Genomic DNA, 20,296 nt, shown 5'->3' with positions numbered 1-20,296 from the left:
TGCTTGCCCGGCAGGCATAAAAAAACGCCGCTCATCTCACGATGGGCGGCGTTTTTTATTGCCTTGCAGCGTTAGGCTTGAACGACCGGGATCTTGGCGTTCGCAGCAGCTTCACGGAACTCGGCGATCTGGTCGAAGGACAGGTAGCGGTAGACATCGGCCGCCATGCTGTCGATCTTGCCAGCGTATTCCATGTACTCCTCGACGGTCGGCAGGCGACCCAGGATCGAAGCAACGGACGCCAGCTCGGCCGAGGCCAGGTAGACGTTCGCGCCGTCGCCCAGACGGTTCGGGAAGTTACGGGTCGAAGTCGACACCACGGTGCTGTTCGGCTCAACGCGTGCCTGGTTACCCATGCACAGCGAGCAGCCTGGCATTTCCATGCGTGCGCCAGCCTTGCCGTAGATGCCGTAGTAGCCTTCTTCGGTCAGTTGGTGAGCGTCCATCTTGGTCGGCGGCGACAGCCACAGACGGGTTGGCAGCTGACCCTTGACCTGATCCAGCAGTTTGCCGGCAGCGCGGAAGTGACCGATGTTGGTCATGCACGAACCGATGAACACTTCGTCGATCTTCTCGCCAGCGACGCTGGACAGCAGACGGGCGTCGTCCGGATCGTTCGGCGCGCAGAGCACAGGCTCGTTGATCTCGGCCAGATCGATTTCGATGACTTCGGCGTATTCGGCGTCGGCATCGGCTTCCATCAGCTCAGGGTTGGCAATCCAGGCTTCCATCGCTTGAGCACGACGTTCCAGGGTACGCGCATCGCCGTAGCCTTCGCCGATCATCCAGCGCAGCAGGGTGATGTTGGACTGCAGGTACTCGGTGATCGACTCTTTCGACAGCTTGATGGTGCAACCGGCAGCCGAACGTTCGGCCGAGGCGTCGGACAGTTCGAACGCCTGCTCGAGGGTCAGACCTTCCAGGCCTTCGATTTCCAGGATGCGGCCGGAGAAGGCGTTTTTCTTGCCCTTCTTCTCAACGGTCAGCAGACCGTTCTGGATAGCGAAGTACGGAATGGCATGAACCAGGTCGCGCAGGGTGATGCCAGGTTTCATCTTTCCTTTGAAACGCACCAGGATCGATTCCGGCATGTCCAGCGGCATGACGCCAGTGGCTGCGGCGAACGCGACCAGACCGGAACCGGCCGGGAACGAGATGCCCATCGGGAAACGGGTGTGCGAGTCACCACCGGTACCGACGGTGTCCGGCAGCAGCATGCGGTTCAGCCACGAGTGGATGATGCCGTCGCCCGGACGCAGGGATACGCCGCCGCGGGTCATGATGAAGTCAGGCAGGGTGTGGTGGGTGGTCACGTCGATCGGCTTTGGATAAGCCGCGGTGTGGCAGAACGACTGCATCACCAGATCAGCGGAGAAGCCCAGGCACGCCAGGTCTTTCAGTTCGTCACGGGTCATCGGACCGGTGGTGTCCTGAGAACCCACGGTGGTCATCTTCGGCTCGCAGTAGGTGCCAGGACGAACGCCCTGGCCTTCTGCCAGACCGCAAGCCTTGCCGACCATTTTCTGCGCCAGGGTGAAGCCCTTGGTGCTTTCAGCCGGTGCTTCCGGCTTCTTGAACAGGTCGAACGGTGGCAGACCCAGCTCGGCGCGAGCCTTCTCGGTCAGGCCACGGCCGATGATCAGCGGAATACGACCGCCGGCACGGACTTCGTCCAGCAGTACCGGGGTTTTCATTTCGAAAGTGGTGATGACTTCGTCGGTACCGTGCTTGCAGACCTTGCCAGCGTGCGGGTACAGATCGATCACGTCGCCCATGTTCATGTTCGACACGTCGAACTCGATCGGCAGGGCGCCGGCATCTTCCATGGTGTTGTAGAAGATCGGAGCGATCTTGCTGCCGAAGCAGAAACCGCCAGCGCGCTTGTTCGGCACGTACGGGATGTCGTCGCCGAAGAACCACAGCACCGAGTTGGTGGCCGATTTACGCGAGGAACCGGTACCGACCACGTCACCGACGTAGGCGATCGGGAAGCCCTGGCCGCGCATTTCTTCGATCTGCTTCATCGGACCGGTCTTGCCTTGCTCGTCCGGAACGATGCCGTCACGGGCCATTTTCAGCATGGCCAGGGCGTGCAGCGGGATGTCCGGACGCGACCAGGCGTCTGGTGCAGGCGACAGGTCGTCGGTGTTGGTTTCGCCGGTCACTTTGAAAACGCGCAGGCTGATCTTGTCGGCCAGCACCGGACGCTTCTTGAACCACTCGCCGTCAGCCCAGGATTGCAGCACGGCCTTGGCGTGAACGTTGCCGTTCTTGGCTTTTTCCGCGACGTCGTGGAAGGCATCGAACATCAGCAGGGTGTGCTTGAGTTCTTCGGCGGCGACTGGGGCCAGCTCGGCGTCATCCAGCAGCTCGACCAGGGTGACGATGTTGTAGCCGCCCTGCATGGTGCCGAGCAGTTCGACAGCGCGTTTCTTGTCCAGCAGAGGGGAGGTGGCTTCGCCCTTGGCCAGGGCGGACAGGAAACCGGCCTTGACGTAGGCGGCTTCGTCCACTCCAGGCGGTACGCGATTGGTGATCAGGTCAACGAGGAAAGCTTCTTCGCCAGCCGGAGGGTTCTTCAGCAGCTCGATCAGGCCTGCTGTTTGTTCGGCGTTAAGCGGCTGGGGAACGATACCCAGGGCTGCACGCTCTTCGATATGTTTGCGGTAGGCTTCAAGCACAGTTATTACCCTCATCAGTGGTCCCAAATGGGTGTCCGGGACGCTCGTCGCGAAATGCTCGTACTCATGCGCTGCGCGGCGTTGTGGGCCGCTTGGCCAGAATTACCGAGCATTCCTTACAGAAGCTGCTTTCAAAGTTTTACGCCTGCAGAACGGGGAGCTGATGAGGGTTGGCGTCGGGCTTTTCCCCGCTGGAAAAACCCTTCGCCAACACCGCTCTGAAGGAACGACTGTGCTCGTGACGCTTTGAAAACAGCTTCTAACGGACATTGGCGCCTTAAAAGGCTGGCTGATTCTACGGCAAAAAAAATTTAAAGGTAAGTCGCGCTCTATTGGACTTTCGTGGCAACCAGCGTGGCCGGGGCAAACCTGCGACGCTGGCGAAACCCTGCTGTTTGAGGGGTGATCAATGCCCGACAAAGGGCTAACATGCCGGCCTGTTCCGCGTTTCAGTGTTCTGCCCATTTATGCCCAATCAGACCATCAAGACTCCCTGCGTCGGCCTCTGCTCCACCGTTTACGGTGACCTGGTGTGCCGTGGCTGCAAGCGTTTCCACCACGAAGTGATCCACTGGAACGGATACAACGAGGAGGAAAAGCGTGCGGTCTGGCTGCGTCTGGAGCAATTGCTGTCACAAGTGATGGCGAGCAAGGTCGAGATCTTCGACCCGGTTCGTCTGCGCGAACAACTGGAACAGCGCAAGATCCGCTTCGTCCCGCATCAGTCGGAATATTGCTGGGCCTATCAGCTGATTGCCCGGGGCGCGCGAGTGATCATTAATCTTGAGGCATACGGGATGGTATTGCTGCCGGAGTTTCGTGACTGGAACCTGCCGGAGCTGCGCGATGCCATCGATCGGGAATTCTTCCTGCTGTCGGAAGCGCATTATCAGCGCTATATCGCCCCCGGCTTTCTCAAAGACGCTTTTCAATTGTAGGAGTGAGCCTGCTCGCGATGGCGTTGTGTCAGTCAACGCATCTTCAATGATCCACCGCTATCGCGAGCAGGCTCACTCCTACAAGGGGCCGCATTGCAAATGTTTAATGTTTCACCGCCAACTCCACCAGATGATCCTCAACCTCCTGCGGCTTGAGCACCAGCACATCGCTTTCCAGCGTATCCAGCACTGCTTCAGCGGTATTGCCGATCAACGCACCTGACAAGCCACTGCGCGCCACCGTGCCAATCACCGTCACCGCCGCCTGCAGCTTGTGCGCCATGAACGGAATCAGCACATCTGCCGGGCCTTCCTCGACGTGCAGGTGCTCATCATCGACATCGAACTCCGCCTGAAACGCCCGGCATTGCTCGCGATATTGGGCTTCTATGGTGGATTTGAGCTGAAACGTCGGATCTGCCGCCGAGAGCATCGGCGACGGGTGCGCGGTGATCACATGCAAATGCGCCTTGGCCAGGCTGGCGATGTCGTAGCCGTGATCGATAATGGTGCTGTGCAAATGCCGGTGCTCGCCGTCGGCATTGCCGACATCGACGGCGGCGAGAATCACTTTGTCCTTCCACGTACCGGCGGTTTTGACCAGCAGCACCGGGGTAGGGCAGTGGCGCAGCAGCTTCCAGTCGGCCGGGGTCAGCAGGGCTTTTTTCAGCGAGCTGTCGGGGAAATGCTGCTTGATCACCAGGCCGCAACCCTCGGCCTGCTGCACATCGATAATGGTTTCATGCAGGCTCTCGTTCCATGCCTGTTCGGTGGTCACGCTGTACCCTTCGGCGAGCAACGCAGCCTTGAGCACGCTGAGCAGGCCGGCGTGGTCATGCTTCTTGTCGCACACCAATAGATGCAGATGGGCCTGGGTCACACCGGCGATCAGCTTGGCGCGCTTGAGCGCCAGGCTCTCTGCATGTTCAGGTTCAATGACCACCAGAATGCTGCGAATGGCTTGCATGAGCGGAGTCTCCAGCAAAGAAAAGGCACGGCGTTGCACAACTATAGTTGCTGTCCGAACGTCTGCGACTTGATGCATATCAACAGCCGCCGCTGGTGGTCTGCGGGCAGGCCGGTATAATCGGCGCCCTTCGCTCGAGCACCTTATACCGTGAGCCCCATGATCCTTCCCGAAATCCACGAATTCCTCGGCTGCCGCACGCCCGACGCCTGGGTCCAGGCGGCACTGGCCAATCAGGACATCCTGCTGATCGACCACAAGAACTGCGAGTTCAAGGCCGCCAGCACTGCGCTGAGCCTGATTGCCAAGTACCACGCCCACGTCGACCTGATCAACATGATGTCGCGCCTGGCCCGGGAAGAACTGGTGCACCACGAGCAAGTCATGCGCATCATGAAGCGGCGCAAGATCGAGCTGCGTCAGCTGCACGCCGGCCGTTACGCCTCGGGCCTGCGCAAAGTGGTGCGCAGCCACGAGCCGGTGAAACTGGTCGACACGCTGGTGGTCGGCGCGTTCATCGAAGCACGCAGTTGCGAACGCTTCGAAGCACTGGTGCCGCATCTGGATGAAGAGCTGGGCAAGTTCTATTTCGGTCTGCTGAAAAGCGAGGCGCGGCATTTTCAGGGTTATCTGAAACTGGCCTGTCAGTATGGTGATGCCAAGGATGTCGCGCAGGTGATCGAGCGCGTCCGTGCAGCCGAGCAAGCACTGATAGAGTCACCGGACGACGAATTCCGCTTCCACAGCGGTGTGCCGGTCGCCGCATGACCGGGCAGGAGCTGCCGCAGACTGCGATCTTTTGATTTTGATCTTGAATGTTAAAAACAAGATCAAAAGATCGCAGCCTTCGGCAGCTCCTACGAAAACGGCCGTCATCGTCTGATTGTAAAAAATTCTTAAGAGTATGAAACATCACCGAAAACCGGCCCGCGTGGCCGGTTTTTGCTGTCTGGCGTCATCGCCTGAACGACGATTGCCCGCATAATATCGGCCCTTCCACGTTTGGCTTGGCAACGGTCGTTATGGATAACCTGGGTTTTGGCAAAGTCCTGCTGGTCGAAGACGATGAGCGTCTGGCCGCACTGATCGCACACTTTCTTGAACAACACGGCTACGAGGTGCGCACGGTGCATCGCGGCGATCTGGCCGTGGCCGCGTTCCTCGAATTCAAGCCGAAGGTAGTGGTGCTCGACCTGATGTTGCCGGGGCAGAGTGGTTTGCAGGTGTGCCGCGAAATTCGCAGCGTGTCGGACACGCCGATCGTGATGCTCACCGCCAAGGAAGACGACCTTGATCATATCCTCGGGCTGGAGTCCGGTGCCGATGATTACCTGATCAAACCGATCAAACCGCCGGTACTGCTCGCCCGGCTGCGTGCGTTGCAACGGCGGCAGATGCCGGACACCAGCGTGGTCAGTTTTCTTGAGTTCGGGCAATTGGGCATCGACCGCAGTTGCCGTGAAGTGCGCCTGGCCGGTGAGCTGATCGAGCTGACCACCATGGAGTTCGAATTGCTCTGGTTGCTCGCCAGCGCGGCGGGCAAGATTCTCTCGCGCGATGACATTCTCAACCGTATGCGCGGCATCGCTTTCGACGGCCTCAACCGCAGCGTCGACGTCTACATCAGCAAATTGCGCAACAAACTCAAGGACAATCCCCGCGAGCCCGTGTGCATCAAGACCGTGTGGGGCAAAGGTTATCTGTTCAATCCGTTCGCGTGGGAGTTGTAGATGCTGCGCTTGTTCCTCGGACTGTTTCTGGTAATGACGGTGGGGCTGGTACTGGCCTTGCAGACCGTCGAACACACCTTCAACGCGTTGCTCGACAACCAGATGCAGGATTACAACCGTGAAGCCGTGCGCGGTCAGGCGTGGTCGCTGGTGGATCATCTGCAAGGCCGCCAGGGTGCCGAGCGTGAGCAGAAACTCGATTCATTGCGCGCCCATTACGGTCTGTCGCTGAGTCTGGTCGAGGCCGATCAACTGGCCCTGACGCCGCAGGAAAAAGCCGAACTGGCGCGGAATCTGTTGGTGATCCGCGACGATTACACGCAGTTTATCAGCAACATCGATGGCGGCTCGCAGTTGCTCAGCATCAAGTTGCCGCCCGAGCCAAGCCTGATGCCGTTCTATATCACGGCGGCGTATATGATGCTGGCGGTGTTGATCGGGATCGTGCTGTTTTTCTGGGTGCGGCCGCACTGGCGCGATCTGGAAAAACTGCGGCTGGCCGCCGAGCGTTTCGGCGACAACGACCTGTCGGTGCGCATCCAGTTATCGCGGCGCTCGAATATCCGTGATCTGGCCGAACACTTCAATTTGATGGCGGCGCGCATCGAGGGGCTGATCGCCAATCAGCGCGAACTGACCAATGCCGTTTCCCACGAATTGCGCACACCGATCGCGCGGCTGTCGTTCGAACTCGATCAGCTCAAACAGCAACCGGGCGCGAGCCAGAATCGCGAACTGATCGCCGACATGTATGCCGACCTCGGTGAACTGGAGGAAATGGTCTCGGAGCTGCTGACCTACGCCAGCCTGGAACACGGCGCGACGGTGATCAAACGGGAGAATGTTCACGCGGCCGACTGGCTCGACAGCGTTGTCGGCAGTGTGGCGCTGGAGGCCGAAGCGGCGGGGGTGCAGTTGTCGATCGGCGATTGCCGGGTCGACACCGTGAGCATCGAACCGCGTTTCATGGCGCGGGCCGTGATCAATCTGCTGCGCAACGCCATCCGCTACGCCGAGCAGCGCGTAGAGGTGTCCCTGCTGCACAACGGCGATGACTATGAAGTTCGGGTCAGCGATGACGGGCCGGGCGTGCCGTTGCAAGGGCGGGAGAAAATCTTCGAACCGTTTTCGCGTCTGGATGCCAGCCGGGATCGACGTACGGGTGGATTTGGCTTGGGCCTGGCCTTGGTGCGGCGGGTGTCGCAGTCCCATGGCGGGCAGGTTGAGGTGGGTGACTCGGCGTGGGGTGGGGCGTTGTTCAGGATGACCTGGGCGCATCCGGATTGAGTGATGTGCCTGAGCTGGCCCCTTGTAGGAGTGAGCCTGCTCGCGATAGCGCTAGGTCATTCAATGATGAGTCGACTGACACAACGCTATCGCGAGCAGGCTCACTCCTACAAGGGGCGGTGTTCAGATAGTCAGGCCGAGCCGCTCATGCCACTGGGCAATGGACTCTTCGGGATACTCATCGAACTGCTGATCCTTAGCCTTGGCCTCGACCTCAACCCATGGCGCTTTCGAACCAAGCATCAGGTGCGTGTGTTCCGGCGGCACCGGCAGCGGCGTATCGATCGCCGAGGCGAATGGATGAATCAACTCTGGCCATTCCGGACTGAACAGCCACAAACCGCTGCCGCACAGCGAACAGAAGTGGCGCTCGGCGCTGCTGCGATGGGCGCGGTTGTCGCCTTCGGCTTTCATCTTCGCGTGATAGATGCTGATGTTTTTGCGCCCGCGAACCTTGAGGCTGGTCGCGTCGCCGCCGAGGTTGATCGCATAACCGCCGCCGCCCTGGGTCTTGCGGCAGATCGAGCAGTAGCAGCGTTGATAAGGGTAGGGGTGGACGCTGTCGAGGCTGAACGTGACTTCGCCGCAATGGCAGGAGCCTTCGAGGTGCATGGTGCTCTCCCGTGTCTGAATGGGCCGGTTCAGCCTAGAACACTTTGCGCAGCGCTTGCCGGTGTGATGCGACCGGCGGGCGCAGCGTCTAGCCCCAGTGTCCCCGCGATCCCATGGGGCGAGACTTTCGGAACCCGGCATGCAAGCGCTGTTGAACGAGATCCTTGACGCCGTCCGGCCCCTGATCGGGCAGGGCAAGGTCGCTGACTATATTCCCGCCCTCGGCACGGTGCCGGCCAACCAATTGGGCATCGCCGTGTACGGCAATGACGGCGAAATGTACTTTGCTGGGGACGCTGAAACGCCGTTCTCGGTGCAGAGTATTTCCAAGGTCTTCAGCCTGGTGCAGGCCATCGATCATTCCGGCGAGGCGATCTGGGAACGGCTTGGTCATGAGCCTTCCGGCCAGCCGTTCAACTCGCTGGTGCAACTGGAATTCGAGCGCGGCCGCCCGCGCAATCCGTTCATCAATGCCGGGGCGCTGGTGATCTGCGACATCAATCAGTCGCGCTTCGCCGCGCCGACGTTGTCGATGCGTGATTTTGTCCGGCGTCTGTCCGGCAATCCGCAAATCATGATCGACGGCAAGGTCGCCGACTCCGAATACCAGCACCGCGCGCGCAATGCGGCGATGGCCTATCTGATGCAGTCGTTCGGCAATTTTCACAACGACGTCGAAGCGGTGTTGCGCAGCTATTTCAGCCACTGCGCGCTGCGGATGAATTGCATCGATCTGGCCCGGGCGTTCTGCTTTCTGGCCAATGACGGTTTCTGCAAGCACAGCGGCGAGCAGATCCTCACGCGCCGCCAGACCCAGCAGGTCAACTCGATCATGGCTACCAGCGGTTTGTATGACGAAGCGGGCAACTTCGCCTATCGCGTCGGCCTGCCGGGCAAGAGCGGGGTGGGCGGCGGGATTGTCGCGGTAGTGCCGGGGCAATTCACAGTCTGTGTGTGGTCACCGGAGTTGAACGCGGCAGGTAATTCGCTGGCGGGGATGGCGGCGCTGGAGTTGCTGAGCTCAAGGATTGGCTGGTCCGTCTTCTGAAACTCACACAGTCCCCTTGTAGGAGTGAGCCTGCTCGCGATAGCGGTATGCCAGACAAAATAATGTCGACTTGTCTACCGCTATCGCGAGCAGGCTCACTCCTACAAGGTTTTTTCGGTGGATTGAAGAGGTGTATTTCAGCTAGTAATCCGCTACATTTTCCGGCCGCCCTCTGCATGGTGAATCCGCTTCATGTCTCTTGCGCTCGAACGTCTAGTCGCTGGCACGCCGATCCCTTTCGCTGGTAACCGCGTCACCGTGGTCAGCCCCGAACTGGCTGCGCGGTTTCAGCCCGGTGACCATTTGCTGGTCGAGCAGGTCAGTGGCGAGTTGTTGCTGATCCCCGTGGCCGATCAACAGGCCGCTTCTGTGGCAATCGAGCGTGCGGCAGCGGCATTCACCGCGTTGTCGGCGGTGTCCGATGAAGCCATCAGCCAGTTTTTCGACCTGTTTGCCCAGCGCCTGGAAAATCCTGAGTGCTGGACGCAGATCGAAGCCGCCAATCGCGCCGACATCGAACGGGCCAAGGCACGCGGTCGCTCGACCACTCGCTTGCTCGCTGATGAGCGGATGCGCCGCGACATGATCGCCGGGCTGCGCGCCTGGCGTGATGCGCCACCGACGCGCGGCAAGGTGATCAGCAGCGTCGAACATGACGGCTGGAAGGTCGAACAGGTGGTCTCGCCGCTGGGCATCGTCGCGTTTGTCTTCGAAGGCCGGCCCAACGTATTTGCCGACGCCGCCGGGGTGCTGCGCACCGGCAACACCGCAGTACTGCGCATCGGCAGCGATGCATTGGGCACTGCACAAGCCATCGTCACTCACGCACTGAATCCAGCACTGGCCGAAGCCGGCTTGCCGGTTGGCGCGGTGTCATTGGTGGAAAGCGTCAATCATGCCGCCGGTTGGGCGATGTTCGCCGATCGGCGTCTGTCGTTGGCCGTGGCGCGCGGCTCGGGCCGGGCGGTCAGTCAGTTGGGCAGCATCGCCCAGCAGGCCGGCACCGCCGTCAGCCTGCACGGCACCGGCGGTGCATGGCTGATTGCCGACCGTGATGCCGACGCCACGCGCTTCGCGGCAGTGGTGCGCAACTCGCTGGACCGCAAAGTCTGCAACACCTTGAACGTCTGCCTGATCCAGCGTGAACGCGCCGCCGAACTGGTGCCGCTGTTCCTCGAAGCTTTGAAAGACGCCGGTACTGCGCGCGGCCAAGGCTGCAAATTGCACATCGTTGAGGGCAGTGAAAGCTGCCTGCCAGGCGAATGGCAAAACGCGACGGTCGAGGTTTATCGCGCCGAGGGTTACCGGACCGAGGCACTGGCCGAATCCTTGCCTGAATCGGACCTGGGCCGTGAGTGGGAATGGGAAGAAACTCCGGAAGCCAGCCTGATGATCGTCGAGGATCTGAATCAGGCGATTACGCTGTTCAACCGCTACAGCCCGCAATTCACCGTGTCCTTGATCAGCGAGGATGCGGCGGTTCAGGAACGCTTCTACAACGCAGTGAATGCGCCGTTCGTAGGCAACGGCATCACTCGTTGGGTGGATGGCCAGTACGCACTGAACAAGCCGGAACTGGGCCTTTCGAATTGGGAGAGCGGCAGGCTGTTTGCGCGCAGTGCGATTCTTTCCGGTGATGGCGTGTTTACCGTGCGCAGCCGGATGACTCAGGTTGATCTCACGGTGAAGCGCTGACTCGAAATCCGGACCGCACCGTGTAGGAGCTGCCGAAGGCTGTGATCTTTTGATCTGATCGTTCCCACGCAGAGCGTGGGAACGATCACCGGCCGGGGCGTCAGGCTGCATTGGACGTCTTAGCAGCGCTGATCGCGCAAGTCTCAGGCCGCTCCGCCAGCGGCACAAAGGTGCGGCGATCCGATGTCAATGCGTCGATCGAACCGGTCTCGATGTCATACACCCAGCCATGCAGATTCAGCCGACCTTGCTCCTGCGCCAGGCGCACGCTCGGATGGGTCTGGATGTTCGCCAGTTGCGCGATGACGTTCTCGCGCACCATCGAACTCAACTTCGCTGCATCGCTGCCATGCGTGCGCGCTTCGTTCATCACCTTCGCCGATTCGGCATGTTGCAGCCAACCGCTGACGGCGGGCAGGTGATCCATGCATTTGCACTGAGCAATCGCCGTCATTGCGCCGCAATCGGAGTGGCCGCAAATCACGATATCGCTCACACCCAGCACCGCCACTGCATACTCCACCGTCGCCGAGACGCCGCCTGGATGCGGGCTGTAGGAGGGCACGATATTGCCGGCGTTGCGGATCACGAACAGCTCGCCGGGCTCTTGCTGGGTCAGCAGCTCCGGCACCACACGGCTGTCGGAACAGGTGATGAACAGCGTGCCGGGTTGTTGCGTGGTCGCCAGGTGTTTGAATAGTTCGCTGCGTTGCGGGAAAGCTTCGTTCTGGAATTTCAGGAAGCCGTCGATCAGGGCTTTCATGGGCGTGTCCTCTTGGCAGAAATCGGATGGCCCGCACGCAAGGTGCGGGCCGGGCGCGTCAGAACGGACGCAGCGGCAGGAACTTGCCGTCGAGGGTGACCACGGCGCGGGAGCCGCCTTCCGGGTCTTCGACTTTCTTGATGTCCAGTTTGAAGTTGATCGCGCTGATGATGCCGTCGCCGAATTGCTCATGCACCAGTGCCTTGAGCGTGGTGCCGTAGATCTGGATCATCTCGTAAAAACGGTAGATGGTCGGGTCGGTGGGCACGCCGCTGAGGCTGCCACGCAGAGGAATGATCTGCAGAGCGGCAATGTCATCAGCGGTCAGTTCGAGCTTGTCACCCACCACTTGGGCAGCGCTTTGCGGCAGCGGATGCTGACCGAGGAGGGCCGCTGTGACGTAGGCCAGGCTGAGGCCGGTGTCGTCGGCGAGATCCTGCCACGACAGATCTTTTTTCGCCTTGGCGTCGAGAACGCGAGTAGTCAGGGCCAGGCTGTTGTCGTTGTAGGCGTGGGACTGTTGCATGGTGTCACTCCTTTCAAGGGTCGGCTTGCTGTGTGGGAGTAATCTTGCGCTGGGGGATTCATAGCGTCCAAGACCGATATACAATGCTACGCATAAGCCCTGCCTATAGATGGTGTACCCATGCTGTTGCGACATTTGCGTTATCTGCTGGCAGTAGCCGATCACGGTGGTTTCACCCGCGCCGCCGAAGCGCTGCATGTCTCGCAGCCGACGCTGTCGCAGCAGATACGCCAGTTGGAAGAGACCCTCGGGGTGAGTCTGTTCGATCGCACCTCGCGCACAGTGAAGCCGACGGATGCCGGTGCGGCCTACATCGAATGCGCGCGGCGCGTGATGGTGGAGCTGGAGGCTGGGCAGCGCGCGTTGCACGATGTGAAGGATTTGTCCCGGGGCACCCTGCGCCTGGCGATGACGCCGACGTTCATGGCGTATCTGGTCGGGCCGTTGGTGCGTGATTACCGGGCACGGTTTCCCGGAATTCATCTGGAAATCTTCGAGCTGTCGATGGACGACATCGAGGCCGGCCTCGCCGATGACTCGCTGGATGTCGCGATCGCGTTTACGCCGGTGCGCAATGCCGAGATTGAATGCCTGCCGGCATTTACCGAGGCGCTGGGGATCATGGTCGGGCCTGGGCATCCGCTGTACGACAGCCCTTCGGCGTTGACGCCGACGGACGTCGCTTCACTGGATTTCGCCTTGCTGGCCCCGGGCTTCATCACGCGGTTATCGGTGGATGAGTATTTCCATCAGCACGGGATTACGCCGCAGGTGCGGATCGAGGTGAATTCGGTGAGTACTTTGCTGGAAGTGGTGCGGCATTCCCCGCTGGCCACGATGTTGCCGGAAGCGATTGCCAGCGAAGACCGCGCACTGCGCCGGTTGCGTGTCGAAGGGGAGGCGCCACAGCGGGGCGCGGCGTTGTTGCGGCGCAGGAATAATTACCACAGTGCGGCGGCGCTGGCGTTTGTGGAATTGGTGCTGGAACTATAGGGGCACAAGGCAACGCTATCCCTGTAGGAGTGAGCCTGCTCGCGATAGCGGTGTGTCAGTTAGATAGGCGTGTCTGAATAACCGCTATCGCGAGCAGGCTCACTCCTACAGGGCTATGCGCTGAATTCGGGATGTAAAAAAGGGCCTGCTCCAAATCGGAAGCAGGCCCTTCAGTCAAATAATCTACAACTCAATAAAACCGATCAATCACCCGAACTTCATTGTTGTTCTGCATCGAGTCCCACGCCTGTTTCAGCGTCTGCAGTACATTGCCAATGAAGTCCTTGTCGGCCGCAGCCTTCTTGCCGACATAACCATGGCCGCGGCGGTACATCTTCAGGCGGGCCAGCAGGTTCTGGTGGTTGCGGTCGAATTCTTCTTCGCCAGCGTGGGGCGACAGGCAGTCGATGTGCACCTGGCCCGATTTGCTGATCCAGAGAATATGGCTGTCGTGGCTGTCTTTCTGCGCCGCGAACATACGAGCCAGTTCTTCGATGGTGGGTTGATTGTTCAGATTCATTCTTATGCCCCTTGACCAGTCTGGTGATCTTTCAAAGTTGATTCGCTAATACAGGTAGCCCATCGGTTAGTTGATCCCTGGCACCGAAACCAGGACGTCAGCGCTCGCCCGTGTGGAGTACGGGGTCGTGCATCTGTTGCATGTAGTCGTGTTGAATAACTGCTACGCAATAGCGTCACAACGAGGAGAAGCAGCGAAAACCGGGAGGCTTCTTGACGACATATCCAGTGTCGGCCACAAGCGTCTTGAGAATTTTCGCCAGCGCTTCTCGTCCTTGTACTGGACGTTCAGGCCAGGTCAGCTTCTTCAATCTGCCTTGTGGGCAGCGTGTATCCGGAAAAAACAACTCGGCGGTCAGACGAGTTTGCTCAAGCGTGTTACCAGTGCTCCCGATCGGGGAACGTCTTCATCATGCAAAAGCAAAACGATGCCGTCAACGGTTTTGTAGTGATTATTTTCAAGCACTACATATTGTCGGACAAAGCCATTTTGGAATGAGAAAACAACCGTTCAAGCAACGTAGAGACAGGAACCGCGATGGATTCAGCGGGTCGCTGGCCGCGCCGTGCGTTTACGCGTGCCAGTGGTTTTGCTGGCAGTGGATTTGCGTTTTTTCTTCCACGGCGCTGCGGCTTTGCCGGCGGGAGGCGGGCCGCTGATGGTCAGACTGAGGGCAGAGCAGCGGGTGACTTGCTTGCTCATCCACGCGGCCTGTTTGGTGACGAACTCTTCCAGACTCATCTCGCCGCTTTGTACCATGTCGAGCGCCTGCTCCCAGATCGCTGTGGTGCCAGGATCGGCGATTGCGCGTGGCACCGCGTCGATCAGGCTGAACGCGGCAGGCGTCGCCGCCAGTGCCTTGCCGTTCTTGACCAGATAACCGCGATCAAGCAAGCCTTGGATGATCGACGCGCGGGTGGCTTCGGTGCCGATGCCGGTGGTGTCCTTGAGTTTCTGTTTGAGCAGCGGATCCTCGACCAGTTTGGCGACGTTCTTCATGGCCTTGATCAGATCGCCTTCGGTGTAGGGTTTGGGTGGTTGCGTCCACAGATCCTTGAGATTTACCCGCGACACCGCGCATTCGACGCCCTGGCTCAGGGCCGGCAAGGTTTGCGGCGCGGGCGCTTCGCGGCCTTTCGCTGGGGCCAATGCCTCGGGCAGTGCGCGCTTCCAGCCAGGTTCGATGATCTGCTTGCCCACTGCGCGTAACGCCTGCCCGTTGCAATCGAAATCGGCCTGGGTGCGATCGTATTCGTGATTGGGCAGGAACTGCGCCAGGTAGCGCGCGCGAATCAGCGTGTACACCGCGCGATGTTTGCCGGTCAGACGTTCGAGGTTCTTCGCGGCGATGGTGGGGATGATGCCGTGGTGAGCGCTGACTTTGGCATCATTCCACGCCCGCGAGCGCCGCTGTGGTTCGAGAAAACCCTGCAAGGCTTCAAGGCTCGGATCGGCTTGACGCAACGCTGCGAGAATCGCCGGTGCCTCGCTGTGCTGGCTCAAGGGCAGGAAGCCACAATCACTGCGTGGGTAGGTGATGACTTTGTAGGTTTCGTAGAGCGCCTGGGCAATATCGAGAGTTTCCTGGGCGCCGAGGCCGAGCTTCTTCGAGCAGACTTCCTGCAAGGTGCCGAGGTCGAAGGGCAGGGGCGCCACTTCGCGCATGCGCTCGGTTTTCAGCTTGATGACTTGGGCGCTGGCGGCACTGTTGATCGCCGCTGCTGCCTGTTGCGCCAACGCCTGATTCAGGCAGCGATCCTGATCATCACAAACGTCCGCCGGTGCGCGCCATTGCGCGATAAACGCTGTGCCGTCGTGCAGCAGTTCCACGTCGATCGCCCAGAACGGCACCGGCACGAAGTCGGCGATGCTGCGGTCGCGGTCGACTACCAGTCGCAGGGTCGGCGTCTGTACTCGACCTACCGGCAACACGCCCTGATAACCGGATTGACGCCCGAGCAGGGTGAATAGTCGACTCATGTTCATGCCGATCAGCCAGTCCGCCCGCGAACGTCCCAGCGCCGAGTGATACAGGCTGAACGTTTCGGCTCCCGGCTTCAGCCCTGCCAGCGCCTTGCGAATCGACGCCTCGTCGAGTGCCGACAGCCACAAGCGGCGGATCGGCCCGCGATAGCGGCAGTGTTCGACCAGTTCCCGGGCGATCATCTCGCCCTCACGGTCAGCGTCGGTGGCAATGATCAGTTCGCTGGCTTCGCCGAGCAGGCGCTTCACCGCTTTGTACTGGCTGGCGGTGCGCGGCTTGACGGTCATTTTCCATTTTTCGGGAATGATCGGCAGATCCGCCAGTACCCAGCGTTTGTAGCGCGCGTCGTAGGCGTCCGGCGGCGCGGTTTCGAGCAAGTGGCCGATGCACCAGGTCACTGTGACGTCTGTCCCCAGCCAGCAGCCGTCGCCACGACGCCTGGCGCCGAGCACGGCCGCAATGTCTTTGGCCTGGGAAGGTTTTTCACAGAGGTACAGCCGCATATCTGCCATCGCTGGTTGGTGTGTGGAGTGGGCACAGGATGGCCGGAGTTTGCGGCCGCGGCAACTTTTATCTGTATGGATATACAGATAAAGCGTTGCTGAAGCTTTGTACCGTTCGGCTGCACGGCCGGCCGTGCCCGGGCCCATCAGCTATACCTGAACCGGTCTCTTCGCTGTGTTCAGGAGAACCTCATGAAAAGCCCCAGTCCCGTAATCAGCCTCGAACAACTGCCGGGCTGCCTGCTGGTGAAATTCCACGGCATCCAGGTCGCTGCGTCCTCCCACGCGCTGATCCTCCAGGAGGCCAACTACCCGCCGGTCTACTACATTCCCCGCGAAGACATCGACGAGAAATATTTCGCCCGTACCGACCACACCAGCTATTGCCCATACAAGGGCGACGCCAATTACTTCAGCCTTCAGGTGCCCGGACATGAGGGCGCGAACGCGGTATGGACGTACGAAAATCCAAAGGTCTCCGTCGCACCGATCCGCGACTACGTGGCGTTTTATCCGGACCAGGTGAAATTCGAAGTGATCAAAGGAGATGTCTGAATATAACTGTGGCGAGGGAGCAAGCTCACTCGCCACAGAAACAGCGTTGTCCAGGGTTCAGTTCTTGTCGAGATCGATATTCTTCGTCTCACGCAAGCAGATCATTCCCACCACCAGACTCACTCCGGTGATCAGCACCGGATACCACAGCCCATAGAAAATGTCCCCGGTATACACCACCAGCGCAAACGACACGGTTGGCAGGAAGCCACCAAACCAGCCATTGCCGATGTGATACGGCAGCGACATGGAGGTGTAGCGAATGCGCGTCGGGAACAGTTCGACCATCAGCGCCGCCAGCGGGCCGTAGCACATGGCCGAGATAATGATCAGCGCAACGATCAGGGCGACGATCATCGGTTTGTTGATCTGCTGCATATCGGCCTGTTGCGGATAACCGGCGAGGGTGATTGCGCCGCGCAGTGCCGCCTCATCGAAACCGTCCAGTTTCACGTCGCCGACACTCACTTGCACGGCGCTACCCGCAGGCGCAGCGACGCTGGTGTAGGGCAGGCCTTGCTTCACCAGAAAGGTTTTGACCTTGTCGCACGGGCTGTCGAATTTGGCCTTGCCCACTGGATCGAACTGGAAGGTGCAAGTGGCCGGATCGGCGAGGACGGTAATCGGTGCCTGGCGGCTGGCCAGATCGATCGCGGGGTTGGCGTAGTGGGCCAGGGATTTGAAGATCGGAAAGTACAGCGCTGTCGCCAGCAGCAGGCCGAGCATCAGCACCGGTTTGCGCCCGACCTTGTCCGACAGCCAGCCGAAAAAGATGAAGAACGGCGCGCCGATCACCACGCTGATGATCAACAGACTGTTGGCCACCGCCGGGTCCATTTTCAGGAACTGGGTGAGGAAGAACAGCACGTAGAACTGCGCGGCGTAGAACGTCACCGCTTGCCCGGCGTTGATGCTGAACAGGGCTATCAGCACGACTTTGAGGTTTTCCCATTTGCCGAAGGATTCGCGGATCGGCGCCTTTGAGGTTTTGCCTTCTTCCTTCATTTTCAGGTAGGCCGGTGACTCGTGCAGGCTCAGGCGAATCCAGGTGGAGATGCCCAGCAGCACGATCGACAGCAGGAACGGAATGCGCCACCCCCACACCTCAAACTGATCGCCGGTGAAATAGCGGCAACCGAGCACCACCAGCAGCGACAGCAACAGGCCAAGGGTGGCGGTGGATTGAATCCAACTGGTGTGGAAACCGCGTTTGCCGATCGGCGCGTGCTCGGCCACGTAAGTTGCCGCACCGCCATACTCCCCACCGAGCGCCAAGCCCTGGAGCATGCGCAGCACCACCAGAATGATCGGTGCGGCGATGCCGATGCTGGCGTAAGTCGGCAGCAGGCCCACGCAGAACGTCGCCACGCCCATCAGAATGATCGTTGCGAGAAAGGTGTATTTGCGCCCGATCATGTCGCCCAATCGGCCGAACACCAACGCGCCGAACGGCCGCACAATGAAGCCGGCGGCGAACGCCATCAGCGCGAAGATGAACGCCGTGGTGTCGTTGACCCCGGCAAAAAACTGCTTGCTGATCACCGCCGCGAGGGCGCCGTAGAGGAAGAAGTCATACCACTCGAACACTGTCCCGAGTGATGAGGCGAAGATGACTTTCTGCGTTGCATTGCTGGTCTCGGCGCTGCCCGCAGCGTCCAGCGGCTGAGCGTGGTCTGACATATCGGTATCCCTCACAGTGATTGTTTTTGTTGTTCCACTGGTGCTCGATGTCCTTGAATCAAACGCGGTCCCTTGTAGGAGTGAGCCTGCTCGCGATGGCGGTGTGTCAGCCAACGAAAATGTCGAATGTTACTCCGTCATCGCGAGCAGGCTCACTCCTACAGGGTCGGTGTTTACAACATTACGTTTGAGCATGAGTTGTGCCGCCTTCTCGGCAATCATCAGCGTAGGCGAACACGTATTGCCCGAGGTAATTCTTGGCATGATCGAGGCGTCGGCAACCCGCAACCCCGGCACGCCGTGCACGCGCAGTTGCGCATCGACTACCGCGTCGCCGTCGTTGCCCATGCGGCACGTGCCGACCGGATGGAAAATCGTCGTGCCGATTTTCGCCGCCGCTTCGTGCAGTTGTTCTTCGCTTTGCAGGTTGGCGCCGGGCAGGTATTCCACCGGTTTGAAGGCCTGCAGGGCAGGGGCGCTGACGATGCGTCGGGTCAGGCGAATCGCATCGGCGGCGACACGCAGGTCTTGCGGATGGCTGAGGTAATTGGGCTGAATCAGCGGCGCCGCTTGTGCATCGGCCGAGCGAATCTCGACGCGCCCACGGCTCTGCGGGCGCAGGTCGCACACCGAAGCGGTGAACGCCGGGAAACTGTGTAACGGTTCGCCAAAGCGCTCCAGCGACAGCGGTTGCACGTGATATTGCAGGTTCGCCGAAGTCTGCTCGGGACCGGATCGCGCAAACGCGCCCAACTGACTCGGCGCCATCGACAGCGGGCCGCTGCGGTCGTACAGATAACGCAGACCCATGCCCATCCTGCCCCACACGCTGCCGGCGATCTGGTTCAGGGTTCGGGCGTTTTCCAGCTTGTAGATCAGGCGCAGTTGCAGGTGATCCTGCAGGTTGCCGCCAACCCCGGGCAGCTCATGAATCACCCCGATACCCAAACGCTCGAGCAGCGGCCGCGGACCGATCCCGGAGCGCTGCAGAATACTCGGTGAGCCGATCGAGCCCGCGCACAGGACAATCTCCTTGCGCGCCTTGAATTGTTTGATCTGGCCTTCATGCCGCGCGCTGACTTTCGTCGCGCGGCCATCCTCCAGCAAGACGCGATCAACTTCTACGCCGGTCAGCACAGTCAGGTTGGCCCGGCCTCGCAGCGGTTTCAAAAAGGCCTTGGCGGCGTTCCAGCGCACCCCGGCTCTCTGGTTGACCTGAAAGTAGCCGCAGCCTTCGTTGTCGCCCTGGTTGAAATCATTGATGCTGGCGATGCCGCTTTGCTCGGCAGCGCTGCGAAAGGCATCCAGAATCGGCCACGACAGGCGCTGCTGTTCGACCCGCCACTCACCCTGATCGCCGTGAAATTCAGCGCCGCCGGCGAAGTGGTTTTCGCTCTGCTTGAACAGCGGCAGCACATCCTTCCACGCCCAGCCCGGATTGCCGGCCGCCGCCCAACCGTCATAGTCGCTGGCCTGGCCGCGCATGTAGATCATGCCGTTGATCGATGAACAGCCGCCCAGCACCTTGCCGCGCGGATAACTCAGCGCACGGCCATTGAGACCCGGTTGCTCTTCGGTTTTGAAGCACCAGTCGGTGCGCGGATTACCGATGCAGAACAGGTAACCCACAGGAATGTGAATCCAGGCGTAGTTGTCGCGTCCGCCGGCTTCGAGCAGCAACACCCGATGCTGAGGGTCTGCGGATAGCCGGTTGGCCAGCAGGCACCCGGCGGGGCCGGCGCCGACCACGATGTAGTCGAATTCATCGAGGGACGTCTGCATGCCCTGACCTCGCTTTTTGTCTTTATTGTCGG

17 protein-coding genes are annotated in these 20,296 nt (G+C 60.2%); 8 read left to right on the top strand and 9 right to left on the bottom strand.

Annotated elements, in window-relative coordinates:
• Positions 1 to 71: 71 nt before the first annotated feature.
• Positions 72 to 2,681, bottom strand: coding sequence for a bifunctional aconitate hydratase 2/2-methylisocitrate dehydratase (gene acnB / locus AEQ63_RS11755; RefSeq protein WP_039763151.1), 2,610 nt, complete (start codon positions 2,679 to 2,681; stop codon positions 72 to 74).
• A 467-nt stretch (positions 2,682 to 3,148) separates the two neighbouring features.
• Between acnB and AEQ63_RS11750 the strand changes: the two genes are divergently transcribed.
• Entirely contained in the window at positions 3,149 to 3,619 is a 471-nt protein-coding gene (locus AEQ63_RS11750; protein WP_042609372.1) for a DUF1289 domain-containing protein, read from the top strand.
• Positions 3,620 to 3,722: 103 nt separating this feature from the next.
• Here the strand turns inward: AEQ63_RS11750 and AEQ63_RS11745 are convergent, their stop codons facing one another.
• On the bottom strand, positions 3,723 to 4,586 hold the full coding sequence (locus AEQ63_RS11745) for a universal stress protein (RefSeq protein WP_064363511.1): 864 nt from the start codon (positions 4,584 to 4,586) through the stop codon (positions 3,723 to 3,725).
• Positions 4,587 to 4,745: 159 nt separating this feature from the next.
• Here AEQ63_RS11745 and AEQ63_RS11740 point away from each other — a divergent pair, with 159 nt between their 5' ends.
• The 3 genes from AEQ63_RS11740 to AEQ63_RS11730 all read left to right on the top strand — a co-directional run bounded on the left by AEQ63_RS11740 (position 4,746) and on the right by AEQ63_RS11730 (position 7,603).
• Positions 4,746 to 5,354: a tRNA-(ms[2]io[6]A)-hydroxylase gene (locus tag AEQ63_RS11740; RefSeq protein ID WP_042609374.1), complete on the top strand. Its 609-nt coding sequence runs from the start codon at positions 4,746 to 4,748 to the stop codon at positions 5,352 to 5,354.
• A 254-nt stretch (positions 5,355 to 5,608) separates the two neighbouring features.
• The gene (locus AEQ63_RS11735) at positions 5,609 to 6,316 is read left to right on the top strand and encodes a response regulator (protein WP_064363510.1); all 708 of its coding nucleotides are present in this window, start codon (positions 5,609 to 5,611) and stop codon (positions 6,314 to 6,316) included.
• Entirely contained in the window at positions 6,317 to 7,603 is a 1,287-nt protein-coding gene (locus tag AEQ63_RS11730; protein WP_064363509.1) for an ATP-binding protein, read from the top strand.
• Positions 7,604 to 7,726: 123 nt separating this feature from the next.
• On the opposite strand, the gene AEQ63_RS11725 is transcribed toward AEQ63_RS11730, so the two are convergent.
• The gene (locus AEQ63_RS11725) at positions 7,727 to 8,215 is read right to left on the bottom strand and encodes a GFA family protein (protein ID WP_064363508.1); all 489 of its coding nucleotides are present in this window, start codon (positions 8,213 to 8,215) and stop codon (positions 7,727 to 7,729) included.
• Between the two features lie 139 nt (positions 8,216 to 8,354).
• Here AEQ63_RS11725 and glsB point away from each other — a divergent pair, with 139 nt between their 5' ends.
• Positions 8,355 to 9,263 carry a glutaminase B gene (gene glsB / locus AEQ63_RS11720; RefSeq protein WP_042609378.1) on the top strand — a complete coding sequence of 303 codons (909 nt, stop codon included), beginning with the start codon at positions 8,355 to 8,357 and terminating at the stop codon, positions 9,261 to 9,263.
• 192 nt (positions 9,264 to 9,455) lie between these two features.
• Positions 9,456 to 10,958 (top strand): aldehyde dehydrogenase family protein, encoded by a 1,503-nt coding sequence (locus tag AEQ63_RS11715; protein ID WP_064363507.1) that lies wholly within the window; start codon positions 9,456 to 9,458, stop codon positions 10,956 to 10,958.
• Between the two features lie 100 nt (positions 10,959 to 11,058).
• On the opposite strand, the gene AEQ63_RS11710 is transcribed toward AEQ63_RS11715, so the two are convergent.
• Positions 11,059 to 11,721 (bottom strand): carbonic anhydrase, encoded by a 663-nt coding sequence (locus AEQ63_RS11710; protein WP_064363506.1) that lies wholly within the window; start codon positions 11,719 to 11,721, stop codon positions 11,059 to 11,061.
• A gap of 58 nt (positions 11,722 to 11,779) precedes the next feature.
• Positions 11,780 to 12,247 (bottom strand): cyanase, encoded by a 468-nt coding sequence (cynS, locus tag AEQ63_RS11705; RefSeq protein WP_064363505.1) that lies wholly within the window; start codon positions 12,245 to 12,247, stop codon positions 11,780 to 11,782.
• A 120-nt stretch (positions 12,248 to 12,367) separates the two neighbouring features.
• Between cynS and cynR the strand changes: the two genes are divergently transcribed.
• On the top strand, positions 12,368 to 13,240 hold the full coding sequence (gene cynR / locus AEQ63_RS11700) for a transcriptional regulator CynR (RefSeq protein ID WP_042609382.1): 873 nt from the start codon (positions 12,368 to 12,370) through the stop codon (positions 13,238 to 13,240).
• A 190-nt stretch (positions 13,241 to 13,430) separates the two neighbouring features.
• Here cynR and AEQ63_RS11695 read toward each other — a convergent pair whose 3' ends face one another.
• Positions 13,431 to 13,760 carry a hypothetical protein gene (locus AEQ63_RS11695; RefSeq protein ID WP_042609383.1) on the bottom strand — a complete coding sequence of 110 codons (330 nt, stop codon included), beginning with the start codon at positions 13,758 to 13,760 and terminating at the stop codon, positions 13,431 to 13,433.
• 543 nt (positions 13,761 to 14,303) lie between these two features.
• Positions 14,304 to 16,247 carry a DNA topoisomerase III gene (locus tag AEQ63_RS11690; RefSeq protein ID WP_064363504.1) on the bottom strand — a complete coding sequence of 648 codons (1,944 nt, stop codon included), beginning with the start codon at positions 16,245 to 16,247 and terminating at the stop codon, positions 14,304 to 14,306.
• A gap of 192 nt (positions 16,248 to 16,439) precedes the next feature.
• Here AEQ63_RS11690 and AEQ63_RS11685 point away from each other — a divergent pair, with 192 nt between their 5' ends.
• Complete coding sequence (locus AEQ63_RS11685; RefSeq protein ID WP_042609386.1) at positions 16,440 to 16,802, top strand: DUF427 domain-containing protein; 363 nt, start codon at positions 16,440 to 16,442, stop codon at positions 16,800 to 16,802.
• A 57-nt stretch (positions 16,803 to 16,859) separates the two neighbouring features.
• On the opposite strand, the gene AEQ63_RS11680 is transcribed toward AEQ63_RS11685, so the two are convergent.
• Together AEQ63_RS11680 and AEQ63_RS11675 are read right to left on the bottom strand one after the other, a co-directional pair.
• On the bottom strand, positions 16,860 to 18,482 hold the full coding sequence (locus tag AEQ63_RS11680) for an MFS transporter (RefSeq protein WP_042609387.1): 1,623 nt from the start codon (positions 18,480 to 18,482) through the stop codon (positions 16,860 to 16,862).
• A 129-nt stretch (positions 18,483 to 18,611) separates the two neighbouring features.
• Entirely contained in the window at positions 18,612 to 20,264 is a 1,653-nt protein-coding gene (locus tag AEQ63_RS11675; RefSeq protein ID WP_064363503.1) for a GMC family oxidoreductase, read from the bottom strand.
• Positions 20,265 to 20,296 lie beyond the last annotated feature (32 nt).

Source organism: Pseudomonas sp. RIT-PI-o (assembly GCF_001297215.1).
GTDB lineage: Bacteria > Pseudomonadota > Gammaproteobacteria > Pseudomonadales > Pseudomonadaceae > Aquipseudomonas > Aquipseudomonas moraviensis_A.
This window is presented reverse-complemented; position numbering and strand designations above follow the sequence as displayed.

Bases quoted from the DNA above. Each gene is read 5' to 3' on its own strand.
- AEQ63_RS11750 (WP_042609372.1), top strand. From the start codon at position 3,149: ATGCCCAATCAGACCATCAAGACTCCCTGCGTCGGCCTCTGCTCCACC.
- AEQ63_RS11745 (WP_064363511.1), bottom strand. From the start codon at position 4,586: ATGCAAGCCATTCGCAGCATTCTGGTGGTCATTGAACCTGAACATGCA.
- AEQ63_RS11740 (WP_042609374.1), top strand. From the start codon at position 4,746: ATGATCCTTCCCGAAATCCACGAATTCCTCGGCTGCCGCACGCCCGAC.
- AEQ63_RS11735 (WP_064363510.1), top strand. From the start codon at position 5,609: ATGGATAACCTGGGTTTTGGCAAAGTCCTGCTGGTCGAAGACGATGAG.
- AEQ63_RS11730 (WP_064363509.1), top strand. From the start codon at position 6,317: ATGCTGCGCTTGTTCCTCGGACTGTTTCTGGTAATGACGGTGGGGCTG.
- AEQ63_RS11725 (WP_064363508.1), bottom strand. From the start codon at position 8,215: ATGCACCTCGAAGGCTCCTGCCATTGCGGCGAAGTCACGTTCAGCCTC.
- glsB (WP_042609378.1), top strand. From the start codon at position 8,355: ATGCAAGCGCTGTTGAACGAGATCCTTGACGCCGTCCGGCCCCTGATC.
- AEQ63_RS11715 (WP_064363507.1), top strand. From the start codon at position 9,456: ATGTCTCTTGCGCTCGAACGTCTAGTCGCTGGCACGCCGATCCCTTTC.
- AEQ63_RS11710 (WP_064363506.1), bottom strand. From the start codon at position 11,721: ATGAAAGCCCTGATCGACGGCTTCCTGAAATTCCAGAACGAAGCTTTC.
- cynS (WP_064363505.1), bottom strand. From the start codon at position 12,247: ATGCAACAGTCCCACGCCTACAACGACAACAGCCTGGCCCTGACTACT.
- cynR (WP_042609382.1), top strand. From the start codon at position 12,368: ATGCTGTTGCGACATTTGCGTTATCTGCTGGCAGTAGCCGATCACGGT.
- AEQ63_RS11695 (WP_042609383.1), bottom strand. From the start codon at position 13,760: ATGAATCTGAACAATCAACCCACCATCGAAGAACTGGCTCGTATGTTC.
- AEQ63_RS11690 (WP_064363504.1), bottom strand. From the start codon at position 16,247: ATGCGGCTGTACCTCTGTGAAAAACCTTCCCAGGCCAAAGACATTGCG.
- AEQ63_RS11685 (WP_042609386.1), top strand. From the start codon at position 16,440: ATGAAAAGCCCCAGTCCCGTAATCAGCCTCGAACAACTGCCGGGCTGC.
- AEQ63_RS11680 (WP_042609387.1), bottom strand. From the start codon at position 18,482: ATGTCAGACCACGCTCAGCCGCTGGACGCTGCGGGCAGCGCCGAGACC.
- AEQ63_RS11675 (WP_064363503.1), bottom strand. From the start codon at position 20,264: ATGCAGACGTCCCTCGATGAATTCGACTACATCGTGGTCGGCGCCGGC.